We start from the raw sequence: 20,214 nt of genomic DNA, 5'->3' as shown, positions 1-20,214 counted from the left end.
CGCCTTCCGGCGCCGGGGCCAAAGCCCCGGCACCGGTCTCAGCAGCAATTCCTACTTAATTTGTCCTTCCTTGGCGAGGACGTAGTCATAGACCACTTCTTCGCCGGCTCCACCATCCGTGCGGGGACGGGGGTCCAGCATCAGTTCAGGCTTGACTGCCGATGCGATGTCGTCGGCGTTGTGGGGATCGCCCGGGAAGTAGAGCTGCTGCGTGACGGGCTGGTAGCCGGGCGCGGAAACCTTGATGTGGATGTGGGCCGGGCGCCATGCGTGCCAGCCCGCAGCATTGATCAGCTGGCCGCAGGCACCGTCCGTGGGGATCTGGTACGGAGCGGGGCGCATGGTGTTGATCTCGAAGCGGCCGTCCTGGTCCGCCTTGACGGTGGCGCGGAAAAGCCATTCGGGCAGGCCCGGTGCGTACTGGGAGTAAAACCCTGCGGCGTCCGCGTGCCAGATTTCCACCTGGGCGTCCTGGATGGGGTTGCCCTCGGTGCCGGTGAAACGGCCGGTGAAACGCAGCGGCGTGCCCTCCTCGTCGTCGCGCATTTCAACAGTGGCCGGGGTGGCGAGTTCCGGCGAACCCGGCACGTAGTACGGCCCTTCAATGGTGCCCTTGGTGCCGGGACGGTCCTGGGAGTTGACGTCTTCCACCGTGTGCTCCAGCCACACGTCGAGGAACAACGGCCATTCGCCGTCCGTGCCCACCTTGATCAGCCAGGCTTTGAGGGCGTTGTACTCCTCGTAGGTGACCTGGTGCTCCACCACGATGTCGTTGGCGGCCTTGATCAATGCGCCGGCCAGGAGGCTCACCCGTTCCTTCGGCACATCCAGCTGCGAGAGCTTGCCGGAAGCTGTGAAGCGCTCCGTAGCCTTCGAGCCGGCTTCAACGGCCGTGCCCTCGTTCTCTTTCCGGGTATCCGTTTGGGTCTCAGTCATGGCGGTGTCCACCTTTCCTCTTTGAATGCGGAACAGGAAGGGCTCCTGCAGCCGCCGCGAAACGCCGGGAGCAGGATGTTTCTGCTGCAACGCGGCATCGCGTGATGTCCCACTCATCGTAGGGCGGCTATCAGGACGCTACAAATATTGATTCTGCCCTTTTCCGGTCATTATCAGGACATAAAGACACCCTTGGTAGACCCTAGGTATTTACCTGATGTGAGGACAGTCACGAGCGGCAAGAATTACCAGGAACGTCCACCGACAGCACCGCTGCCCGGTCCGGACCTCCCGACCATCCGTCCAGCAATCTCCAATGGAGGAGCACGCCATGACCGAGAACCTGACCCATGCCCGCGAGGTCCTTGCCGACGCAGTGATCGACGACCGTGAAAACGGAATCATCCGCGCCAAGCGGGAAATTTTCACGGACGAGGACATCTTCGAGATGGAGATGAAGCACATCTTCGAGGGCAACTGGGTCTACCTGGCCCACGAGTCGCAGATCCCCAACGTGGGGGACTACTTCACCACCTACATCGGCCGGACTCCCGTGATGATCACCCGGGACAAGGACGGGAACCTCAACTGCCTCGTCAACGCCTGTTCGCACCGCGGCGCCATGCTCTGCCGCCGCAAGACGGACAACCGGACCACATTCACGTGCCCGTTCCACGGCTGGACCTTCAAGAACTCGGGCGAGCTGCTGAAGGTCAAGGACTCCCGCAATGCCGGCTACCCGGAGACCTTCAACAAAGAGGGCTCCCACGACCTCACCAAGGTTGCCCGCTTCGAGTCCTACCGCGGCTTCCTCTTTGGCTCACTGAAGGCGGACGTGCTTCCGCTCGAGCAGCACCTCGGCGACGCCACCACGGTGATCGACTCGATTGTGGACCAGTCCCCGGAAGGGCTCGAGGTGCTCCGCGGATCCTCCACCTACACCTACGACGGCAACTGGAAGGTCCAGGCAGAGAACGGGGCAGACGGCTACCACGTCACCGCGGTGCACTGGAACTATGCTGCCACCACCGCCCGGCGCACTGCCGGGGATTCCGCGAACAAGACCAAGGCCATGGACGCCGGCAAATGGGGCAAGGTCAAGGGCGGCTTCTACTCCTACGACCACGGCCACCTGCTGCTGTGGCAGGAATGGACCAACCCCGAGGACCGCCCGCTCTGGGACCGCCGCGACGAGCTCGTCCAGAAGTACGGCGAGGAGATGGCCAACTTCATGATCAACATCTCCCGCAACCTCTGCCTGTACCCGAACGTCTACATCATGGACCAGTTCTCCTCGCAGATCCGCCACTTCCGTCCCATCTCAGCGGACCAGACCGAGGTCACCATCTACTGCATCGCCCCCAAAGGCGAGTCGCAGGAGAACCGTTCCAAGCGGATCCGCCAGTACGAGGACTTCTTCAACGCCACCGGAATGGCCACCCCCGACGACCTCGAGGAATTCCGCTCCTGCAACAAGACCTACTGGGCCACCGCGGCACCGTGGAACGACATGACCCGCGGTTCCACCCATGAGATCGCAGGCCCCGACGAACAGGCCCTGGCGCTGGGCATGACCAGGGTCATCGCTTCCGGAGTTCGCACGGAGGACGAGGGGCTGTACCCCATCCAGCACGGGTACTGGAAGGAAGTCATGGATAAGGCCCTGGCGGAAGAGGAACGCTCCGCACTGGATGCCGTTCCCGTCACCGCCTGACCGAGACCACCTGGAACCAGAGAGAGTGCAGAACCCATGACCAACCTGACCCTGCCCGCAGCGGCACTGAAGACCGCCGGGGAGATTGCGACGCTCGAGACCGTCCGCGCCTTCCTTTACCGGGAAGCCCGCCTGCTGGATGACCGCCAGTTCGACGAGTGGCTCGAGTGCTACCACCCGGACTCCGAGTTCTGGATGCCTGCCTGGGACGTCGATGACAGACTGACGGAGGATCCGCAGAACGAGATCTCCCTCATCTACTACGACAACCGCGGCGGCATCGAGGACCGTGTGTTCCGGATCAAGACGGACCGGTCATCCGCCACGTCCCTGCCGGAACCGCGCACCGGACACAACATCACGGACGTCGAGATCATGGAGCACGACGGCGGCCAGGTGAAGGTGCGCTTCAACTGGTTCACCCTGTACTTCCGTTACAACACGACGGATACGTACTTCGGAACGAGCTACTACACGATCGATCTTTCGGGCAGTGCGCCCGTGATCATGCAGAAGAAGGTCGTCCTGAAGAACGACTACATCCACCACGTGGTGGATGTCTACATGATCTGACAGGTGCACACCCGCACACCAGAACTTTTCCCGGGCCGCGATGACGCGCCCGCCCAAGCCAGGAGGAAATCATGGGCCACAAAGTAGCCCTCAGCTTTGAGGACGGCGTCACCAAAGTCATTAAGGTCGGCGACTACGAGACCGTCATGGACGCCGCGTACAAGGCACGCATCAACATCCCCTCCGATTGCCGTGACGGTGCCTGCGGCACCTGCAAAGCTTTCTGCGATTCCGGCTCCTTCGACCCCGGGGACTACATCGACGACGCGATGACCGAGGAGGAGCTCGACAAGGGCTACCTGCTCACCTGCCAGGCGGTTCCCGAATCGGACCTGGCCATCCAGATCCCTGCTACCTCGGAATCCGCCAAGACGGCGGCCGCCACCTTCACCTCCACCGTGAAGGAACTCAACAAGCACTCGGACAGCACGGTTTCCTTCACGCTGGAGGTGGAGAACCGGGAGGCGCTGGCGTTCCTGCCGGGCCAGTACGTCAACCTCAAGGTCCCCGGAACCGACGCTGAGCGCTCCTATTCCTTCAGCAGCGGCCCGGAGGTGCAGGACGCGTCCTTCATGGTCCGCGTGACGCCGCAGGGCGCCATGTCCGAGTACCTGCGCGACCGCGCAGCCGTGGGCGATGCCATCGAATTCACCGGCCCTTACGGCTCCTTTTTCCTGCGCGAGCCCAAGCGCCCCCTGCTGCTGCTGGCGGGCGGTACCGGCCTTGCCCCGCTGCTGTCCATCCTCGAGAAGCTGTCCGAAAACCCGCCGGCCACGCCGGTCCACCTGATCTACGGCCTCACCCGGGAAGCGGACATCGTGGGCCTGGACTGGCTGCGCGAGTACGAGGGAAAGCTGCCTGGATTCACTTGGGACTACATCGCGTCGGAGCCCGGCACTTCCGCCCCCCACACCGGTTACGTCACCCAGATCATCGCGCCTGCCCACCTCAACGACGGCGACGTGGACATTTACCTGTGCGGCCCACCCCCCATGGTCAATGCAGTCTCGAAGTGGCTGGACGCCGAAGGCATCCAGCCCGCCAACTTCTACTTCGAGCGGTTCGCCCCGAAGGAAACTACCGGTGGCGACGCCGAGACCGGTGCACCTGCGCCTGCAGGGAAGATCGAGGCGGAAGGCGACACCATGACCCGCAGCGAAGCCGTCTCGTCGATGGAGACCGGCCGGCTCGATTTCCGCAAGGAGGACAGCTTCGCCCATTTGGACGCCCGCATGGGGCTGGAGCTCGCAGTGAGCGAACTGATGCTGGGCCGCCTCAGCGAGGAGCAGTTGCTCCAGTTCCGGCGCCTCGCCGAAGCCACGGTGCGTTCAGTGGATGCCGGGACTATTAAGGAACCGGAGGAGTTCGCGCGCACCAACGAGGAATTTCACGAATACCTCTTCATGATCAGCAACAATCCCATGCTGCTCGAGTCCTACCGCAGGCTGGACGTCCATGCCCAAATGGCCGCCGCCTTCCAAGCCGGAACCCCCATTTTTGAGCGCGTCACACAGGACCATCTTGATGTTGTCGACGCTTTCGAGCGCGGCGACAGGGACCGCCTTCGCGAGGTCATCGCCGCCCATGCGCACGACGCGAAGGAAACCATGGCCGGGGCGATCGACGCCAGGGCTGCCCGCTGATGGCTGTACCGTACGCGGGACAGTTCGTCACCCCGGGGCGGTTCGTGGGCAAAGCGGTTGTGGTGACTGGAGCGGCGCAAGGGATCGGCCAGAAGGTGGCGCAGCGTATTGCGGCCGAGGGCGGGAACGTGGTCCTGGTGGACCGGGCGGAGCTCGTCCACGGCGTCGCGCAGGCTATCGATGATGCTGCCCGGGCTTCCGGGTCCGGAGGCTCGGCCACGTCCGTCACCGCGGACCTTGAGTCCTTTGCGGGAGCGCAGCAGGCTGTTCAAACGGCACTCGCTGCCCACGGCCGGGTGGATGTGCTTGTGAACAACGTGGGCGGCACCATCTGGGCCCGGCCCTACGAGGAATACGACGAGGACAAGATCGAGAAGGAAATCCGCCGCTCGCTCTTCCCCACCCTCTGGAGTTGCCGGGCTGTCCTGCCGCCCATGCTTGAACAGGAATCGGGCACCATCGTCAACGTTTCCTCGGTGGCCACCCGCGGCCTGCACCGGGTGCCTTACGCGGCGGCGAAGGGTGGTGTCAATGCCCTGACCCAGGCGCTGGCCATGGAGGTTGCCGGCCGCGGCATCCGCGTGGTGGCAACTGCTCCCGGCGGCACCGAGGCGCCCCCACGCCAGGTCAAGCGAGGTCCGGAGGCTGAATCCGCCACCGAGAAGGCCTGGTACCAGGTGATCGTGGACCAGACCGTGCAGTCTTCCTTCATGAAGAGGTACGGCACGTTGGACGAACAGGCCGCGCCCATCGTGTTCCTCGCCTCGGATGAAGCGTCCTACCTTACTGGCAGTATTCTTCCCGTGGCCGGCGGGGACCTGGGGTAGGGGCTTTTCGGTGGATGCGCCCCGCAGGGGAGGGACAATCCGCTCCGGTAGAATTGCGCCCATGACTGCGGGGTCCGTCCAGGGCGGTATGGGGGAGGATTCGCCGCTGGTGGGGCGCTCCGGGGTATTCGAGGAGCTGCTGGAAATCCTCCGGACCGTGCGCAAAGGCAAAGTGGTCACCGTGGTGCTCACCGGCCCCTCAGGCTCCGGGAAGACCGCCGTGCTGGAGTCTTTCTTGGAGCACTGCCGAACCGGGGCGCGCGGGGTCCGGGTGCTCTCCGCCATGGGGGACGAATGGGAGGCGCAGTTTGCCCTCGCCGGATACTCCCAGCTCATGCTCACCTCGCCGCTGCGCTCGGCCAAGGATTACGACGGCGGCCCCCCACTTCCCGCGGCGCCGGTCGCCTCCCTCAGTGCCAGCCAAGTGGTCAATTACGCCTCGACGCTCAGCACCCACCTCGAAGCTCTGCAGTCCCACGGGACCGTGGTGGTCGCCGTCGACGACGTCCACAAACTTGATGTGGAGAGCCTGCGCATCCTCATGTTCGTGATGCGCCGGCTGCACGGCAAGCGGGTCCTGTTCCTGCTGACGCTCAACGCCGCCGACGCTCCGCTCATGCCCGCGGGCGTGCTCGACTTCCTCACCGGCCACCAGGTGCTGCGCATCCCGCTGGAGCCCCTGTCCCCGCCGCAGGTCCAGGAAGTTGCCCGCCGCCTTTTCGGCCTGGACCTCAGCATGACGGCGGCGCACGGCCTGGTGCGGCACACGGACGGACTGCCGCAGCGGATCGTGGAACTGCTGGCCGAGTTGCCTGCTGAAACGTGGCTGACGTGGTTCCCCTCCCTGCCGCCCACCTCGCGGCTGCGGGCCAGGGTGCGCAGCGTCCTGGACGCCGCGTCCCCCGAGCTGGTTTCCGTGGCGGAGGCGGCGTCCGTGCTGGGGAGCAGCGCCGGCCTGGCTGAGCTGTCCAGGGTCAGCGGAGTGGCGTCCGTCCTCGAAGTCCTTGATGAGGGCCACCGGGCCGGCCTGCTGGCACTGTCCGTTGAGCAGGCGCGTTCCGCCGTCGTCTTTGTTGAAACCGGCACGGCGGAGGCCATTTATGAACAGATCGTGCCGAGCCGCCGGATCGCGCTTCACCGGCTGGCCGCTGACGCGGTGGAACCCGAGGGCGAAAGGCTCGGCCACCGGGTCTCGGCCACCCCCGCCGCAGACGAGGCCCTCGCGGCGGAGCTTGAGGACTTCGCGCGCCGGCGTGCCGCGGTTGGAGCCTGGCAGGAAGTATCAACGGCGTTGTTCTCCGCTTCCCGCCTGTCCTTGGATGTCCGCTCCCGCAACGACCGGCTCCTGAGGGCCGTCGACGCCCTGGTGGGATCCGGCAACGTGGCCGAGGCGCAAATGTGGGCCTCTGCCGTGGACGCCCTGCCTCCCTCGCCGCTGCGCTCCTCCGTGCTGGGCTACCTGTCCACCGTGTCCGGCCAGAATGACAGTGCCCAGAGCCAGCTGGAAATGGCCTGGCGCACCAGCAACCCGGAACGCGAGCCGGCCGCGGCCGCTCAGGTGGCCCAACGCTTCGTCCTGCACGGGGTGGCATCCTGGGACGGCCCCATGATTACTGGCTGGGCCGAACGTGCCATGGCGCTGACGGAGCCGGGAACCCCCGCCCACATAGAATCAGAAGCCATCTACGGCCTGGGCCTGTATGCGCGGGGCCGATTGGGGGAAGCGGAGGCTTCCTACCAGCGGGCTTTTGCCCATGCCGCGGAAAACGCGCAGAAGCAGCGCGTCCAGATGGGTGCCGGCTGGCTGGCCCTGCGCCTGGACAACGTGGAATCCGCGCTGGTGAATTTCGAGTCCGCCGCTCCCACGGAGTACCGCGGCGGGTCGCTGCGGATCTCCCTCTGGGCGGAAGCCTGGTTGGCCCGGACCCATCTTGTGCTGGGGAACTGGGACGCGGCCGCAGCCACCGTGGCGCGGGCCAGCGTGCGCCTTGAGACATCGCGGATGCCGCTGATCCGGCCCCTGCTGTACTGGACGGCCGCTGAGCTTTGGTCCATGCGGGGTGACTGGGACCGCGCCCGGTATTACGTCTCGCAGGCCGCGGTGCAGCCGGGAACCTACCGTGCCATGCAGGTGCCGGCGAGCCTGGCCCGCGCTCGGTTCCATGAGGCGAGGGCAGACTATGAAAGCGCGTTGGCTGTGCTGCAGCCGCTGACCGAGCTGGATCCGTGGACTGAGGACCGCGTGTCTTTCTGGCCTTGGCAGGATACGTACGTCAACGCCCTCGTCATGACCGACCAGCTCGACGCTGCAGACTCCTTCCTCACCGCCTTCGAGGGTGTGCGGCGCGAACGGGAAGTTCCTTCGGACCTGGCCCGGATGGCGTGGGCGAGGGGCCGGCTCAGGGCCGCGCAAGGGGACCCGGACACTGCGCGGGAACACTTCGAGGCGGCCTTGGGCCATCTCCGCGGGCTCAACCGCCCGTACCTGCGGGCGCGGATAAGTTTCGCGTTCGGGCAGAGCATGCGCCGGGCCGGAAAGCGGCGGCTGGCGTCCTCCGTGCTGCGGGCGGCCCGCGACCTGTATGACTCCCTGGGGGCCGCCACATACGTGGAGCGGTGCGACCGTGAGCTCAAGGCAACGGGCCTGGACATCGGGAACCTGCCTGACCCGTCCGATCCCGTGCTCAGTGCGGCCAGGGACCACCACCTCCAGCTCACCGCCCAGGAACAGGCGGTGGCCGAACTGGTGGCGGGCGGGGCCACCAATAAGGAAGCGGCTCGGGCACTGTTCCTCGCGGAGAAGACAGTGCAGTACCATCTGACGCGGCTCTACCGGAAGATGGGCATCAGGTCCCGCAGCGAACTGGCAGCAGCGTTCCGGGCCAAGGACTGACCCGGAACGCTGCACTGCCTGGCGGCGTTGGACGCGTTGCCGCCGCGCGGCGTATGTGCGGTGCTACTTGACGTCGGAGGGGTGCTTGGCGAGCGGCACCACCGAGATGTCCATGTAGGGAAACAGCGGCAGGTTCTGCAGGATCTCGTGGAGTTCGTCATTGGAGTCCACGTCAAAGATCGAGTAGTTGGCGTATTCCCCCACTACCCGCCAGATTTCCGGCCATTTGCCGGAGCGCTGCAGTTCCTGCGAGTACGCCTTCTCCTTGGCTTTGATCCCTGCGGCTTCATCGGTGGGCAGGTCGGCGGGCAGTTTCACGTCCATGTGGACCAGGTACTTCACGGATTTCCTCTCGGTGGATGGGGTGTGGCCAGCGCCTGAATGACGGCTAGCGGTCGGTGCGGTAACGCTCGAGCTTTTCCTCGTTGACAGCGGTGCCCGCGCCCGTGCCCTCGGGGACACGGATGCGCCCGTCTGTGATGGCAAGCGGCTGGGCCAGCAGGTCGTCGGCCATGTCCAGGTAGTTGGACAGCTCCGCTGCCCGCTTGGCGGTGTGGGCGAACGCGGCGCCGAACACCACGGAGGCCACAGTGCCCACCTGGGTATCGATCTGGTTGCCGATATAGACGTCGATGCCCATCCCCTCGGCCATCCCCACGATTTTCGCGGCTTCAGTAAAGCCGGACCGGGCGGTTTTGACGGACAGCAGGTTTGCCCCGCCGGTGAGGATTTCACGGGCTGCTTCGCCGATGTTGGCCGCCGATTCATCCGCGGCTATGGGGATGGGGGAGTTGGTGACCAGGCGGCGGCGGCCCAGGACTTCGCGGGCATCGTCCGGTTCCTCAAGGAACTGCAGCCCCAGGTCCGCGGTGCGGCGCAGCACTTCGGCCGCCTCGTTGGCTGTCCAGCCCCGGTTGGCATCCATGTACAGCTCAGCGTCCTCGCCCAGGCCCTCACGCAGGACCCGGGCTGCTTCAATGTCCAGGTGCAACGGCCGGCGCCCGGTCTTGAGCTTGAAGGTGGTGATGCCGTGGGTCTCACGGAATTCCAGGGCCAGGTCCAGCAGTTCCTGCGCGGGTTTGAAGCCGAGCATGTGGGATACCCGCAGCGAGTCGGTGTACCCGCCCAGCAGTTTCGTCACCGGCTGCCCAAGGGTCTGGCCGATCACGTCCCAGAGAGCAATATCGACGGCGCCCTTGGCGGTCTGGTTGTGGATGGTCCGGTAGAGGATCTCCTGGACCTTCTCCCGGTCAAAGATGTCGACGCCGATCAGCTGGGGGGCGAAGACGTCCTCCACCACGGCAACGATTGACTTCTGCGTCTCGCCATAGGTGTAGGGGCGCGGGGGAGCGTCCGCAGTGCCCACCACGCCGTCGTCGGTGCGCAGCCGCACGAGCACATGGTCGGCTTCGTGGACGGAGCCGGAGGCGAAGTGCAGCGGGTGGAGATAGGGGATGGAGTAGGGAATCGCCTCGATGGCTGCGATCTTCATGGCTGGGAAGGCCTTTCATCAGTGGGAAACGGGTCGTGCCCGGGGGATGCGGGGGACTGCGGTGCTGCCGTGGCGGCCCCGACGACGTCCAGGAAGTTCTGCAACAGGGTGGAGTGGTTTCCGCGCAGCCAGGCGACAGCGAGCTCCACCGAAGGGACGTTTTCGATCTCGCGGTAGGCAACGCCGTCGAGCTGGAAAGCCCGCACCCGGGACGGCATGATTGCCACGCCGCCACCGGCGGCAACGAATGCCAGCATGGTGGAGGTCTCGCCCACAACCTGTGTGATGCGGGGCTGGAAGCCGGCCTGGCGGCATAGATCGGCGGTGATGCGGTACAGCACGGACTCGGGGGCGTATGCGATGAAGTCCTGGTCCTGCAGTTCATGCATGGCCACGGACCTGTCCTCCGCCAGGGCGCTGAAGGAGGGGACCGCGACGACGAGCGGCTCTTGGGCGACCACGCGGTAGTCGATCTCCTGGGAAGAGACGGGGGGACGCAGCAATGCCGCGTCCAGCGTTCCGTCGCGCAGGCCGGCTTCCATGGATGGTGTGAGCATTTCGCCGTGGAGGGCAAGGGACAGTCCGGGCAGGACCTGCTTCGCGTGGCGTGCGATCTGCGGCATGACGCCATAGGTTGCAGAGCCCGAGAACCCTACCCGGAGGACACCGGTGGCGCCCTTGCCCACCTGGTAGACGTCCGCTTCCAGCGTCCCCATGTCATTGACGATCTGCCGTCCCCGCTCAAGCAGGAGCTGGCCGGCGGCGGTGAGGTCCACCCGGCGGGTGGTGCGGTTGAGCAGCCGCACTCCCAGCTGCTCTTCGAGCTGGCGGATCTGCTGGGACAGGGGTGGCTGGGCCATGTGGAGCCGCTTGGCCGCACGGCCGAAGTGCCGCTCCTCCGCGACGGCGATGAAGTATTTCAGCTGACGGATCTCCACAGTGCGCCGCCCTTCCGTTGGTGCGAGCGGGGGCTGCCCTTGCCTCCGATTGATTCAAAGAATAACGCTAAAACAATCTACTCAGTTATTCCTATGACTCAATTGCGTCAGGGCAACCTCCGCCGGCTACTTCGGTTGAGGGGCTGCCAGGCTTTCCTCCGTGCGGTTCTCCGCGATCTCCTCCACCTTGTGCTCAGCTTCCTCCAGCTTGCGCTGGCGGGGAACCAGGACGGTGACCAGGGCGCCCAGGAGGGCCACTGCGCCGTAGATGTAGAAGGCAGTGGAGCTCCCGATGCCCGCCGCGGCAAGCCAGCCGCCGATAATCGGGCCCAGCACGCCGCCCAGGCGTCCTACGCTGGCGCACCAGGCCACCCCGGCTGCGCGGGCGTTGGTGGTGAAGTAGTTGGACTGGAAGCCGTAGACCAGGACCTGGGTGCCCAGGGTTCCCACTCCGGCGACGGCGATGAAAGTGAACAGTATGGGCAGCGGGAAGCTGAAGGTCATGAGTCCCAGCGAGATGGTGGCAAGCCCGAAAGTGGAGGCGATGATGCGCTGGGGACCGCTTTTATCCGCCAGGCGGGAGGCAACAAGCCCGCCCACTACGGCGCCGAGGTTCAGGGCGAGGGGGAAGAACAGGGCGTAGGTCCGGCCGTAGCCGTAGCCCTCCATGATCTTGGGCAGCCACGTATTGAGCCCATAAGTCAGCAGCAGGCCGCAGAAGGACATGAGGCCCAGCAGGATGGAAGCCACGGCAAACTGCCGGGAGAAGACGGCGGCAAAGCCGGTCTTCTGCGGAGCGGCGCCCACCTCCAGGATCACTCGTTCCTCGAGGAGGGGTACGCCGGTACGCTCCGCGGCGGCCAGGGCTTCCTGTTCACGGCCCCGGGCCAGCAGCCAGCGCGGGGACTCCGGGAGCTTGCGCCACGCGATGGGCAGCAGGATGACCAGCGGCAGGGAACCGATGATGAACAGTCCCCGCCAGCCGAGGGAGTTATGGAACAGGATGCCCATGACGGACGCGAGGACGCCGCCGGCCGGGACGCCGGAGTACACGATCGCGTTGTAGAACTGGCGCCGTCCTGCGGGGGCGAACTCAGCCATGGTGGCTCCTGCAGTGGCGATCACTACGCCAAGGCCGAGCCCCGTCACGAACCGCATCGCCCCGAATGCGGGCACGCTTGTGGTCAGCGCCGTGACGAACATCCCCACTGAGAACCAGGCGATGCCCAGGAGCATCAGCCGGCGCCTGCCAAAGAAGTCGCCCACGGCGCCGCAGATCAGTGAACCCACCAGCACTCCGATCAACGCCCACGAACCGAGCAGGCCTGCTGTGGCTACATCGAACTTTCCGATCTGGGAGGGGTCGGCGAGCAGTCCCGGCAGGACCGTGCCGTAGATGACCAGGTCGTAGCCATCGAACACAAGGGCCGTGCAGATGACAAAGGCCACCCAATTTGCAGTGCGTCTTTCTTTTGCCGGGTTTTCGGCAATAACGGCGTGCGGTTGTGTCATAGTCCCCAAGTCCTCTCTGGGTGATGATTGGGGCGCTGGCATGCGTGCATGAAGCTGGCATCCGCCCCGGGTTGCTCCCAGCCTGACAGAGGTGTGACGCAGGGCATATGAGGCAAATACCCGGGATTCTGCCCGGGGGGTATTAGGAGCCCCAGGCAACCCAAAAGCGAACTTTAGGTAATAGATCCTACAAATCCGGGGGCACAGGGGCTTCTCCTGCGGGGCTCCGCTTGCCTTGGGAATGGGCCTATCAGTCCAGACGTTTCCGGTATGGAAAAGGGCCGGGGAAACGGTGGTGTCCGGAAGAGTCCCGCGGCTAGGCTGGCCGGATGATCAATGCCGCTCGCCTGCACTCGGACTTGTCCCGCCTTGGCAGGGAAACCGACATGTTCCTGGCCACCGTCGCTTCCCTCGCGGACCACGAGATGTCCGCCGATTCGCTGTGCGAGGGGTGGACCCGGGCTGACGTCATCGCCCACGTGGCATCCAGCGGCCGTGCCCTGGTGAACCTCATCGACGGAGCTGTTTCCGGCGAGGAGCGCCAGCTCTATGTGTCGCACGAGGCCCGCTCGCAGGAAATTTCCGCGCTGGCTGCGCTGCCACGCGAGGAGCTCCTGGAGGAGGTGCGGGAGTCGGCCCGGAATTTCGCTGAGCAGGCCCAGCGGCTCAGCGGCGAGCTGGCAGCAGGGGAAGTCAACGTCAACGGCAAGGTCATCCCGGCAACGTCCCTCGTGGCCCTTCGCATCGCCGAGGTAGTGGTGCATCACCATGACCTGGACACTGCATGGACCATCGAGGAAGCTGACCCTGATTCGCTCTTGAACGCCATCGAAGCCGTTGTGCGTTCGCTGCGTGCCAAGGGTGCCCCGGGAATGACCCTGGTTACCGAAGAGCGGGATGAATGGGTGATCGGCGACGGCGGCCTGCACGTCAGCTCTGACCGGGAGGGCCTGCTCCAGTGGCTTGCACGGGGCGAGGCGGAACATATCGAGGCCGATGGACTCCTGCCGTCCCTGCCTTCCTGGTGACCGGAAGCTCCTCTCCGCGCTGCGGACGTCAGGGCGCCGGTTGCCAGCCTGGCCCGGAACGTGGGGGTGGCCACGGCGGCCCAACGCGTCAGGAGGCCAGCCGGGTACCTGGCTTGTGACCGGAGGCGAAGGATCCAGCTGCAGGGCCGGCGTGGTTGATTTCCGCCCACACTTCGTCGAGGGATAGGCCCAGGACATCGGCGATTGCGGCGATGGTTGGAAAGGCGGGGGTGGCTACACGGCCTGATTCGATTTTCCGCAGGGTCTCCGGGGACACACGCGCCTGCAGTGCTGTATCCAGCATGGGGCGCTCACCCCTGGCACGCCGCAGCAGGGCACCGAGTCGTTGCCCACGCTCCACCTCTCCCGCCGTAAGCGGCAATCTGACCATGGCTCCAATACTAATACCGGGATAATATGGCCGGGATAGTTATTGGTTCCGCCCAGAGAGGTGCCGCATGATTGAGATCCTGAACCCCGCTGAGGTGGCCCGCGCGAGGGAAGCGGGAGCCTTGGTGGCAGACATCCTGCAGGCGATGAAGAGCCGCAGTACGGTTGGCACCAACCTCCTGGACATCGACGACTGGACCCGGTCCATGATCAACGAGGCCGGCGGGCAGTCCTGTTACGTCGACTACGCGCCATCATTCGGGCGGGGGCCGTTCGGGCACTACATCTGCACCGGCGTCAACGATGCCGTGCTCCACGGCAGGCCGCACGACTACACGCTGGCCGACGGCGACCTGCTCAGCCTCGACCTCGCCGTCATCAAGAACGGGATCGCCGCCGATTCCGCCATCAGCTTCATAGTGGGCGAATCCAGGCCTGCGGAGAGCGTTGCCTTGATTGGGGCGACAGAGCGTGCGCTGGCTGCAGGGATCGCCGCGGCCCGTCCCGGTGCGCGGATTGGTGACATCTCCCACGCCATCGGCTCCGTCCTGGGCGAGGCGGGTTACCCGGTCAACACCCAGTTCGGCGGGCACGGGATCGGGTCAACCATGCACCAGGACCCGCATGTTCCAAACTCCGGGCGGCCCGGCCGCGGATTCAAACTGCGCCCGGGGCTGCTGCTTGCACTGGAGCCGTGGGTCATGGCTGACACCGCTGAGCTCATTACCGATACGGACGGGTGGACCCTCAAGAGCGCCACAGGCTGCCGGACGGCCCACAGCGAGCACACGATCGCCATCACCAGCAACGGCGCCGAGATCCTTACCCTGCCTACCCGCGCTTAGCCTCTAAAGCGTCAACTTCAGACGGAGATGAGGCCCCGCTCCAAGAGGTCCTGCCACAGCTCGTCCGGGACCTTCGTGGCCATCCGTTCGGCGCTTCCGGTGATTTGCTCCGGCTTGCTGGCTCCGACGGTGACATTGACGACGGCGGGGTGGCGGAACGGGAACTGGATCGCGGCCGTGGGGAGATCGACGTCGTATTCCTTGCACACCCGGGCCAGTTCCCGGGCGCGGTCCAGGATTTCCTCACTGGCCTGCGAATAGTTGTAGTGGGCGTCAGCCGGCAGGTCCGGCTTGGCGAGGATGCCCGAGTTGTAGACGCCGACGCTCACCACCCCGGTGCCCAGCTCCCGGCAACGGTCCAGCAGCCCGGCTCCCGGGCGGCCGTCGGAGCCGGGCTGTTCCAACATGGTGAACCTGCCGGCCAGCATGAGGAGGTCAAGGTCAGCCGCTTCAACACACTGCAAGGCCGCGTCCGCTGTATTGGTTCCCACCCCGATGGCCCGTACCAGCCCTTCAGCCCGGACCTTCTCCAGGGCAGGCAGCGCAGACTTGACCGCATCTTCCATGCTGTAGACATCGGGGTCGTGCAGGTACGCGATATCGATGGAGTCGAGGCCCAGCCGTTCCAGTGACTGTTCAATGCTGCGCCGCACTCCTGCTTCGGAGGGATCCCATTCACGCCGGAGTTCGGCGGGCACGTCAAAGCCCTCCGGGTCCCTGGTGTCCTTGGTTGCCGGTGACGGCACAAGGACCCTGCCCACCTTGGTGGAGAGGACGAACTCTGCCCGCGGTTTGCTGCCGAGGGCTTCGCCGATCCGCCGCTCGGACAGGCCCAGGCCGTAGTGGGGTGCCGTATCGAAGTACCGGACCCCGGCATCCCAGGCTGCCGTCACCGTTCCTGCTGCCTGCTCATCCGAGATGGCCCGGTACAGGTTGCCGACTCCGGTACCCCCAAAGCCAAGGCGGCCCATCTGGTCCCGTAACTGCGCGTTGTCCTGGTTCATTGCCCTGGTCCTTTGCATCCGCATCCTTGTGGCACACGATTTCAGGAGCCTAAAGAGGGAATGTTAGCGCTGTCAACGGTACGGAGGAACGGATCACCGGCAGAGCGGGGGTATTCAATAGCTGGCGGGTGTGTCGCCGTCACGTGCCGTGACGTACTTTGCGGCGAGGGCTTCGGAGCCGCGTGCCAGGAGGGCGACGTCGGCGCCCACCAGGATGAAGTTGGCGCCGTTGTCCAGGTAGTGGCGCGCCGTGTCCGGGTTGAACGCGTTGACGCCGGCCGGTTTCCCGGCCGCTTTGGCGGCGGTGAGGCAGTGTTCGACGGCGGCGCGCACCTCAGGGTGTTCCTGCTGTCCCAGCAGGCCCATCGACGCGGCGAGGTCAGAGGGCCCGACGAAGATGGCGTCGACGCCGTCGACCTTAAGAATGTCCTCCGCCGCGTCCACCGCCGCCGTCGATTCGATCTGGACGGTGACACTGATGGTTTCGCCCGCGCGGGACAGGTAGTCCGGGACCCGGTTCCACCGGGCGGCACGGGCCAGGGCTGACCCGACCCCGCGCACGCCCTGCGGTGGATAGCGCGTTGCCGCCACTGCCGCCTCGGCCTCCGCCACGGAGTTCACCATGGGGATAAGGAGGTTCTGGACACCCACGTCCAGGTACTGCTTGATCAGCACCGTCTCGTTGACGGGCGGGCGGACCAGTGTGTGGACCGGGTAGCCGTGGATGGCCTGCAGCTGCGCGAGGATGGATTCGAGCCCGTTGGGGCTGTGCTCGGCGTCCACCAGCAGCCAGTCCAGCCCGGCCCCCGCACAGAGCTCAGCGATCAGCGGGCTGCCGGAGCAGACCCACATTCCTGCCAGCGGCCGGCCTGCTTCACCTTTTTGCGCCGCGAGGGCATCGCGGAAGGTGTCTTCTACTCGAAACGGCATGTCACACTCCCTAAGGGCCCGTAATCGGCGTGGACGGTATCGCCCTTGTATACCCAAAGCGGGCGGGTGAAGGATCCGGCGAGGATGATGTCCCCGGCCTTCAGGGAGTCGCCGTGGGCGGCGATCTTGTTGGCCAGCCAGTGCACCCCGTTGGCGGGGTGGTCCAGGACCCCGGCGGCCACGCCGGTTTCCTCCACGGTCTGGTTCTTGTACAGGATGGCCGAGACCCAGCGGAGGTCCACGGCGTCGGGCTTGACCGGGCGGCCGCCTACCACCATGGCGCCCATCGCGGCGTTGTCCGAGATGGTGTCCACGATGGTCCGGCCCTCCATCTCGATCCGGGAGTCCAGGATCTCAAGGGCCGGAACCACGTAGTCCGTGGCTTTCAGGACATCGAAAATGGTGACACCGGGGCCCTTCAGCCCGTCCTTCAGCACGAACGCCAGCTCCACTTCAACCCGGGGGTGGGTGTACTGGTCCCACTGGACGGAGCAGCCGGTTTCCAGCACCATGTCATCGAAGATGGCGCCGTAGTCCGGTTCGGTGATGCCGGTAGCGGCCTGCATGGCCTTGGACGTGAGCCCAATCTTGCGGCCCACCAGGGTCCGGCCGGCCTCCTCGTTCCGGCGCCGCCACAACTGCTGCACGGCGTAGGAATCCTCCACGGTCATGTCCGGGTAGCGGGCAGTCAGCCGGGCAATGGGCTTCCTGTTGCGTCCGGCCTCCACAAGTTCGTCGGCGATGGCCTCGATCGTCCTGTCATCCAGCATGGCTACAGCTGCGCCCCCAGCTTGAAGCCCGTCCGGTCCTCTTCGGGGGCCCCGTCCTTGCGGGTGTAGGAGAAGCCGTCGGCGCCAACGGTAACAGCCATTTCGGACTTTTCCTCACGTTCGATGACCGGCTGCGGGTTGCCGTCAAGGTCCAGGACCAAGGAGGCTTCCGTGTACCAGGACGGGACCACGGGGTTGCCCCACCAGTCGCGTCGCTGGTTGTCATGGACGTCCCAGGTGATGGTGGGGTTGTCCGGATCTCCGGTGTAGTAGTCCTGGGTGTAAATCTCCACGCGGTGGCCGTCCGGGTCAAGGATGTAGAGGTAGAACGCGTTGGACACGCCGTGCCGGCCGGGGCCGCGTTCGATCCGGTCGCTGATGCGCAGGGCGCCCATCTTGTCGCAGATCTGGATGATGTTGTGCTTCTCGTGCGTGGCGAAGGCGATGTGGTGCATCCGGGGTCCGTTGCCGCCGGTCAGTGCCGTGTCATGCACTGTCTGCTTGCGGTGCATCCATGCGGCGTACGTGACGCCGTCGGAATCCTGGATGTCCTCCGAGACGCGGAAGCCGAGGTCTTCGAGGTACTTGCGGCCGCGGGGGACGTCGGGGGTGACCTGGTTGAAGTGGTCCAGGCGGACCAGTTCGCCGGCTGAGTAGAGGTCGTAGCGCTGGGTGAGGCGTTCCACGTGTTCCACGTCGTAGAAGAACTCGTAGGGGAAGCCCAGCGGGTCCTCCACGCGGACGGAGTCGCCGACGCCCTTGGTGAAGCCGCCGATGCGGCGTTCAGTGCGGCAGCCGAGTTCCTTGTAGTAGGCCTCGGCGGCGTCCACCTCGGAGGGGGACTTCACCCGGTAGGCGAAGGCTGCCACCGCGGCGATAGGACCCTTGCGCAGCACCAGGTTGTGGTGGATGAACTCCTCCAGGGTGCGCAGGTAGATCGCGTTTTCGTCTTCCTCGGTGACGTGCAGTCCGAGCATGTCCACGTAGAACTCGCGGGATTTGGCGAGGTCGGTGACCACGATTTCCATGTAGGCGCAACGCACGATGTCCGGCGCCGGGACAGTGGGGGTGGGGATGAAGTTGGTCATTGCAGTTCTCTCTTCTTTGAAAGGGCTTTGAAAAGTACGACGGCGGCAGGCGGCTTGGGTGCCGGAGCCTAGCCTTCGTTGGCAGCGGAGTCCTCGATGCTGCCGAACTTCGGAGTGTGGACGGTGCCGAGGGTGATGTGGACGGCCTGCTGGTCGGTGTAGAAGTCGATGGAGCGGTAGCCGCCTTCGTGGCCCAGGCCGGAGGCCTTGACGCCGCCGAACGGGGTGCGCAGGTCGCGGACGTTGTGGCTGTTCAGCCAGACCATGCCGGCTTCGACGTTCTGCGAGAAGTTGTGCGCCCGGGTGAGGTTCTGGGTCCAGATGTAGGCGGCCAGGCCGTACTTGGTGTTGTTGGCCAGGGCGAGGGCCTCGTCGTCGTTCTCGAATGGGGTGATGGCGACGACGGGGCCGAAGATTTCCTCCTGGAAGATCCGGGCATCGGGGGAGACGTCGGCGAACACGGTGGGTGCAATGTAGTTGCCCTCGGGGAGGTGGCTCGGGCGGCCGCCGCCGGCCAGGAGCCGGCCTTCGGACTTGCCGATCTCCACGTAGGAGGCCACTTTTTCGTAGTGCTCGGGGTGGACCAGGGCACCCACCTCGGTCTTGGGGTCGTGCGGGTCGCCCACCACGATGTTCTTTGCCCGGGCGGCGTACTTTTCGCAGAACTCGTCGTAGATGGCGCGTTCCACCAGGATGCGGGAGCCTGCGGTGCAGCGTTCGCCGTTGAGGGAGAAGACGCCGAACAGGGCCGAATCGATCGCGGCATCCACGTCCGCGTCGGCAAACACGACGCAGGGGGACTTGCCGCCGAGTTCCATCGAGAGGCCCTTGAGGTTGGCGGCGGCGTTGCGGAAGATCGTCTGGCCGGTGGTGGTCTCGCCGGTGAAGGAGACCAGCGGCACGTCCGGGTGCTTGACCAGGGCGTCGCCGGCTTCCTCGCCAAGGCCGTTGACCAGGTTGAAGACGCCGTCGGGCAGGCCTGCGTCCTTGAAGATGGTGGCCCACAGGGACGCGGACAGAGGCGTGAACTCCGCGGGCTTGAGGACCACGGTGTTGCCGGTGGCCAGGGCCGGGGCGAGCTTCCAGGACTCAAGCATGAACGGGGTGTTCCACGGCGTGATCAGGCCGGCCACGCCGATCGGCTTCCGGTTCACGTAGTTGATCTGTGAGCCCGGAACCTTCATGGCGTCGTCGAACTGGGCCACGATCAGGTCCGCGAAGAACCGGAAATTCTCAGCCGCGCGCAGGGCCTGGCCCTTGGCCTGGGTGATCGGCAGGCCGGTATCGAAGGTCTCCAGTTCGGCGAGGCGCGCTTCCTGGGCCTCGACCGCGTCGGCGATCCGGTTCAGGACGCGGGCGCGTTCGCGCGGCTTCATCTTCGGCCACGGTCCGTTGGTGAACGCTTCCCGGGCGGCGGCCACGGCGAGGTCGATGTCCTCTTTCTGGCCTGCTGCGGCGGTGGCGTAGTTCCGGTTGGACACCGGGTCCAGGACGTCGAAAGTCTTGCCGCCCACGGAGTCGACGAACTGGCCGTCGATGTAGTGCTGGATGTGGGTGGGAAGGTCCTGCGGCACGTAGTGCGTGGTGGTTTCGGTTGAGGTCGTCATCATTGAAGTCCTAACTATGGTCTT

Annotated in this window: 18 protein-coding genes; 7 read left to right on the top strand and 11 right to left on the bottom strand. The window is 65.5% G+C overall.

Going from position 1 to position 20,214, the window contains the following annotated elements:
• Window positions 1-51: 51 nt before the first annotated feature.
• A complete protein-coding gene (catA, locus tag ASPHE3_RS17370; RefSeq protein WP_041653197.1) occupies window positions 52-936 on the bottom strand; it encodes a catechol 1,2-dioxygenase in 885 nt (294 codons plus the stop codon).
• A gap of 331 nt (window positions 937-1,267) precedes the next feature.
• Here catA and benA point away from each other — a divergent pair, with 331 nt between their 5' ends.
• The 5 genes from benA to ASPHE3_RS17345 all read left to right on the top strand — a co-directional run bounded on the left by benA (window position 1,268) and on the right by ASPHE3_RS17345 (window position 8,586).
• Entirely contained in the window at window positions 1,268-2,650 is a 1,383-nt protein-coding gene (benA, locus tag ASPHE3_RS17365) for a benzoate 1,2-dioxygenase large subunit (RefSeq protein WP_013602503.1), read from the top strand.
• A gap of 36 nt (window positions 2,651-2,686) precedes the next feature.
• Complete coding sequence (benB, locus tag ASPHE3_RS17360; RefSeq protein WP_013602502.1) at window positions 2,687-3,223, top strand: benzoate 1,2-dioxygenase small subunit; 537 nt, start codon at window positions 2,687-2,689, stop codon at window positions 3,221-3,223.
• A 71-nt stretch (window positions 3,224-3,294) separates the two neighbouring features.
• Window positions 3,295-4,866: a benzoate 1,2-dioxygenase electron transfer component BenC gene (benC, locus tag ASPHE3_RS17355; RefSeq protein WP_041652339.1), complete on the top strand. Its 1,572-nt coding sequence runs from the start codon at window positions 3,295-3,297 to the stop codon at window positions 4,864-4,866.
• On the top strand, window positions 4,866-5,693 hold the full coding sequence (locus ASPHE3_RS17350) for a 1,6-dihydroxycyclohexa-2,4-diene-1-carboxylate dehydrogenase (protein WP_013602501.1): 828 nt from the start codon (window positions 4,866-4,868) through the stop codon (window positions 5,691-5,693). The genes benC and ASPHE3_RS17350 overlap by 1 nt, the downstream gene beginning before the upstream one ends.
• A 61-nt stretch (window positions 5,694-5,754) precedes the next feature.
• A complete protein-coding gene (locus ASPHE3_RS17345; RefSeq protein WP_013602500.1) occupies window positions 5,755-8,586 on the top strand; it encodes an AAA family ATPase in 2,832 nt (943 codons plus the stop codon).
• Window positions 8,587-8,649: 63 nt separating this feature from the next.
• Here the strand turns inward: ASPHE3_RS17345 and catC are convergent, their stop codons facing one another.
• The 4 genes from catC to ASPHE3_RS17325 all read right to left on the bottom strand — a co-directional run bounded on the left by catC (window position 8,650) and on the right by ASPHE3_RS17325 (window position 12,528).
• Window positions 8,650-8,928, bottom strand: coding sequence for a muconolactone Delta-isomerase (catC, locus tag ASPHE3_RS17340; RefSeq protein ID WP_013602499.1), 279 nt, complete (start codon window positions 8,926-8,928; stop codon window positions 8,650-8,652).
• 46 nt (window positions 8,929-8,974) lie between these two features.
• Window positions 8,975-10,078, bottom strand: coding sequence for a mandelate racemase/muconate lactonizing enzyme family protein (locus tag ASPHE3_RS17335; RefSeq protein WP_013602498.1), 1,104 nt, complete (start codon window positions 10,076-10,078; stop codon window positions 8,975-8,977).
• Window positions 10,075-11,016 carry a LysR substrate-binding domain-containing protein gene (locus ASPHE3_RS17330; RefSeq protein WP_013602497.1) on the bottom strand — a complete coding sequence of 314 codons (942 nt, stop codon included), beginning with the start codon at window positions 11,014-11,016 and terminating at the stop codon, window positions 10,075-10,077. Before ASPHE3_RS17330 ends, ASPHE3_RS17335 begins: the two co-directional genes overlap by 4 nt.
• A 126-nt stretch (window positions 11,017-11,142) precedes the next feature.
• The gene (locus tag ASPHE3_RS17325; RefSeq protein ID WP_013602496.1) at window positions 11,143-12,528 is read right to left on the bottom strand and encodes an MFS transporter; all 1,386 of its coding nucleotides are present in this window, start codon (window positions 12,526-12,528) and stop codon (window positions 11,143-11,145) included.
• Window positions 12,529-12,857: 329 nt separating this feature from the next.
• Between ASPHE3_RS17325 and ASPHE3_RS17320 the strand changes: the two genes are divergently transcribed.
• Window positions 12,858-13,556: a maleylpyruvate isomerase family mycothiol-dependent enzyme gene (locus tag ASPHE3_RS17320; RefSeq protein ID WP_013602495.1), complete on the top strand. Its 699-nt coding sequence runs from the start codon at window positions 12,858-12,860 to the stop codon at window positions 13,554-13,556.
• 88 nt (window positions 13,557-13,644) lie between these two features.
• Here ASPHE3_RS17320 and ASPHE3_RS17315 read toward each other — a convergent pair whose 3' ends face one another.
• The gene (locus tag ASPHE3_RS17315; RefSeq protein WP_041652337.1) at window positions 13,645-13,947 is read right to left on the bottom strand and encodes a helix-turn-helix domain-containing protein; all 303 of its coding nucleotides are present in this window, start codon (window positions 13,945-13,947) and stop codon (window positions 13,645-13,647) included.
• A 67-nt stretch (window positions 13,948-14,014) separates the two neighbouring features.
• Between ASPHE3_RS17315 and map the strand changes: the two genes are divergently transcribed.
• Window positions 14,015-14,791 (top strand): type I methionyl aminopeptidase, encoded by a 777-nt coding sequence (map, locus tag ASPHE3_RS17310; RefSeq protein ID WP_013602493.1) that lies wholly within the window; start codon window positions 14,015-14,017, stop codon window positions 14,789-14,791.
• Window positions 14,792-14,808: 17 nt separating this feature from the next.
• Here map and ASPHE3_RS17305 read toward each other — a convergent pair whose 3' ends face one another.
• The 5 genes from ASPHE3_RS17305 to hpaE form a co-directional block, all read right to left on the bottom strand.
• Window positions 14,809-15,795 (bottom strand): aldo/keto reductase, encoded by a 987-nt coding sequence (locus tag ASPHE3_RS17305; RefSeq protein ID WP_013602492.1) that lies wholly within the window; start codon window positions 15,793-15,795, stop codon window positions 14,809-14,811.
• 114 nt (window positions 15,796-15,909) lie between these two features.
• Window positions 15,910-16,725, bottom strand: a complete 816-nt coding sequence (locus ASPHE3_RS17300; RefSeq protein ID WP_013602491.1) for an HpcH/HpaI aldolase family protein — start codon at window positions 16,723-16,725, stop codon at window positions 15,910-15,912.
• Window positions 16,710-17,495, bottom strand: coding sequence for a 2-oxo-hept-4-ene-1,7-dioate hydratase (gene hpaH / locus ASPHE3_RS17295; RefSeq protein ID WP_013602490.1), 786 nt, complete (start codon window positions 17,493-17,495; stop codon window positions 16,710-16,712). Before hpaH ends, ASPHE3_RS17300 begins: the two co-directional genes overlap by 16 nt.
• Before the next feature lie 2 nt (window positions 17,496-17,497).
• Window positions 17,498-18,583 carry a 3,4-dihydroxyphenylacetate 2,3-dioxygenase gene (gene hpaD, locus ASPHE3_RS17290; RefSeq protein WP_013602489.1) on the bottom strand — a complete coding sequence of 362 codons (1,086 nt, stop codon included), beginning with the start codon at window positions 18,581-18,583 and terminating at the stop codon, window positions 17,498-17,500.
• Window positions 18,584-18,651: 68 nt separating this feature from the next.
• Window positions 18,652-20,190 carry a 5-carboxymethyl-2-hydroxymuconate semialdehyde dehydrogenase gene (gene hpaE / locus ASPHE3_RS17285; RefSeq protein ID WP_013602488.1) on the bottom strand — a complete coding sequence of 513 codons (1,539 nt, stop codon included), beginning with the start codon at window positions 20,188-20,190 and terminating at the stop codon, window positions 18,652-18,654.
• Window positions 20,191-20,214: the final 24 nt, after the last annotated feature.

Origin of the sequence: Pseudarthrobacter phenanthrenivorans Sphe3 (assembly GCF_000189535.1) — a bacterium.
Lineage (GTDB): Bacteria > Actinomycetota > Actinomycetes > Actinomycetales > Micrococcaceae > Arthrobacter > Arthrobacter phenanthrenivorans.
This window is presented reverse-complemented; position numbering and strand designations above follow the sequence as displayed.

Bases quoted from the DNA above. Each gene is read 5' to 3' on its own strand.
- ASPHE3_RS17335 (WP_013602498.1), bottom strand. From the start codon at position 10,078: ATGAAGATCGCAGCCATCGAGGCGATTCCCTACTCCATCCCCTATCTC.
- map (WP_013602493.1), top strand. From the start codon at position 14,015: ATGATTGAGATCCTGAACCCCGCTGAGGTGGCCCGCGCGAGGGAAGCG.
- hpaH (WP_013602490.1), bottom strand. From the start codon at position 17,495: ATGCTGGATGACAGGACGATCGAGGCCATCGCCGACGAACTTGTGGAG.
- hpaD (WP_013602489.1), bottom strand. From the start codon at position 18,583: ATGACCAACTTCATCCCCACCCCCACTGTCCCGGCGCCGGACATCGTG.
- benA (WP_013602503.1), top strand. From the start codon at position 1,268: ATGACCGAGAACCTGACCCATGCCCGCGAGGTCCTTGCCGACGCAGTG.
- ASPHE3_RS17315 (WP_041652337.1), bottom strand. From the start codon at position 13,947: ATGGTCAGATTGCCGCTTACGGCGGGAGAGGTGGAGCGTGGGCAACGA.
- ASPHE3_RS17350 (WP_013602501.1), top strand. From the start codon at position 4,866: ATGGCTGTACCGTACGCGGGACAGTTCGTCACCCCGGGGCGGTTCGTG.
- ASPHE3_RS17345 (WP_013602500.1), top strand. From the start codon at position 5,755: ATGACTGCGGGGTCCGTCCAGGGCGGTATGGGGGAGGATTCGCCGCTG.
- ASPHE3_RS17300 (WP_013602491.1), bottom strand. From the start codon at position 16,725: ATGCCGTTTCGAGTAGAAGACACCTTCCGCGATGCCCTCGCGGCGCAA.
- benC (WP_041652339.1), top strand. From the start codon at position 3,295: ATGGGCCACAAAGTAGCCCTCAGCTTTGAGGACGGCGTCACCAAAGTC.
- ASPHE3_RS17320 (WP_013602495.1), top strand. From the start codon at position 12,858: ATGATCAATGCCGCTCGCCTGCACTCGGACTTGTCCCGCCTTGGCAGG.
- ASPHE3_RS17325 (WP_013602496.1), bottom strand. From the start codon at position 12,528: ATGACACAACCGCACGCCGTTATTGCCGAAAACCCGGCAAAAGAAAGA.
- catA (WP_041653197.1), bottom strand. From the start codon at position 936: ATGACTGAGACCCAAACGGATACCCGGAAAGAGAACGAGGGCACGGCC.
- benB (WP_013602502.1), top strand. From the start codon at position 2,687: ATGACCAACCTGACCCTGCCCGCAGCGGCACTGAAGACCGCCGGGGAG.
- hpaE (WP_013602488.1), bottom strand. From the start codon at position 20,190: ATGACGACCTCAACCGAAACCACCACGCACTACGTGCCGCAGGACCTT.
- ASPHE3_RS17305 (WP_013602492.1), bottom strand. From the start codon at position 15,795: ATGAACCAGGACAACGCGCAGTTACGGGACCAGATGGGCCGCCTTGGC.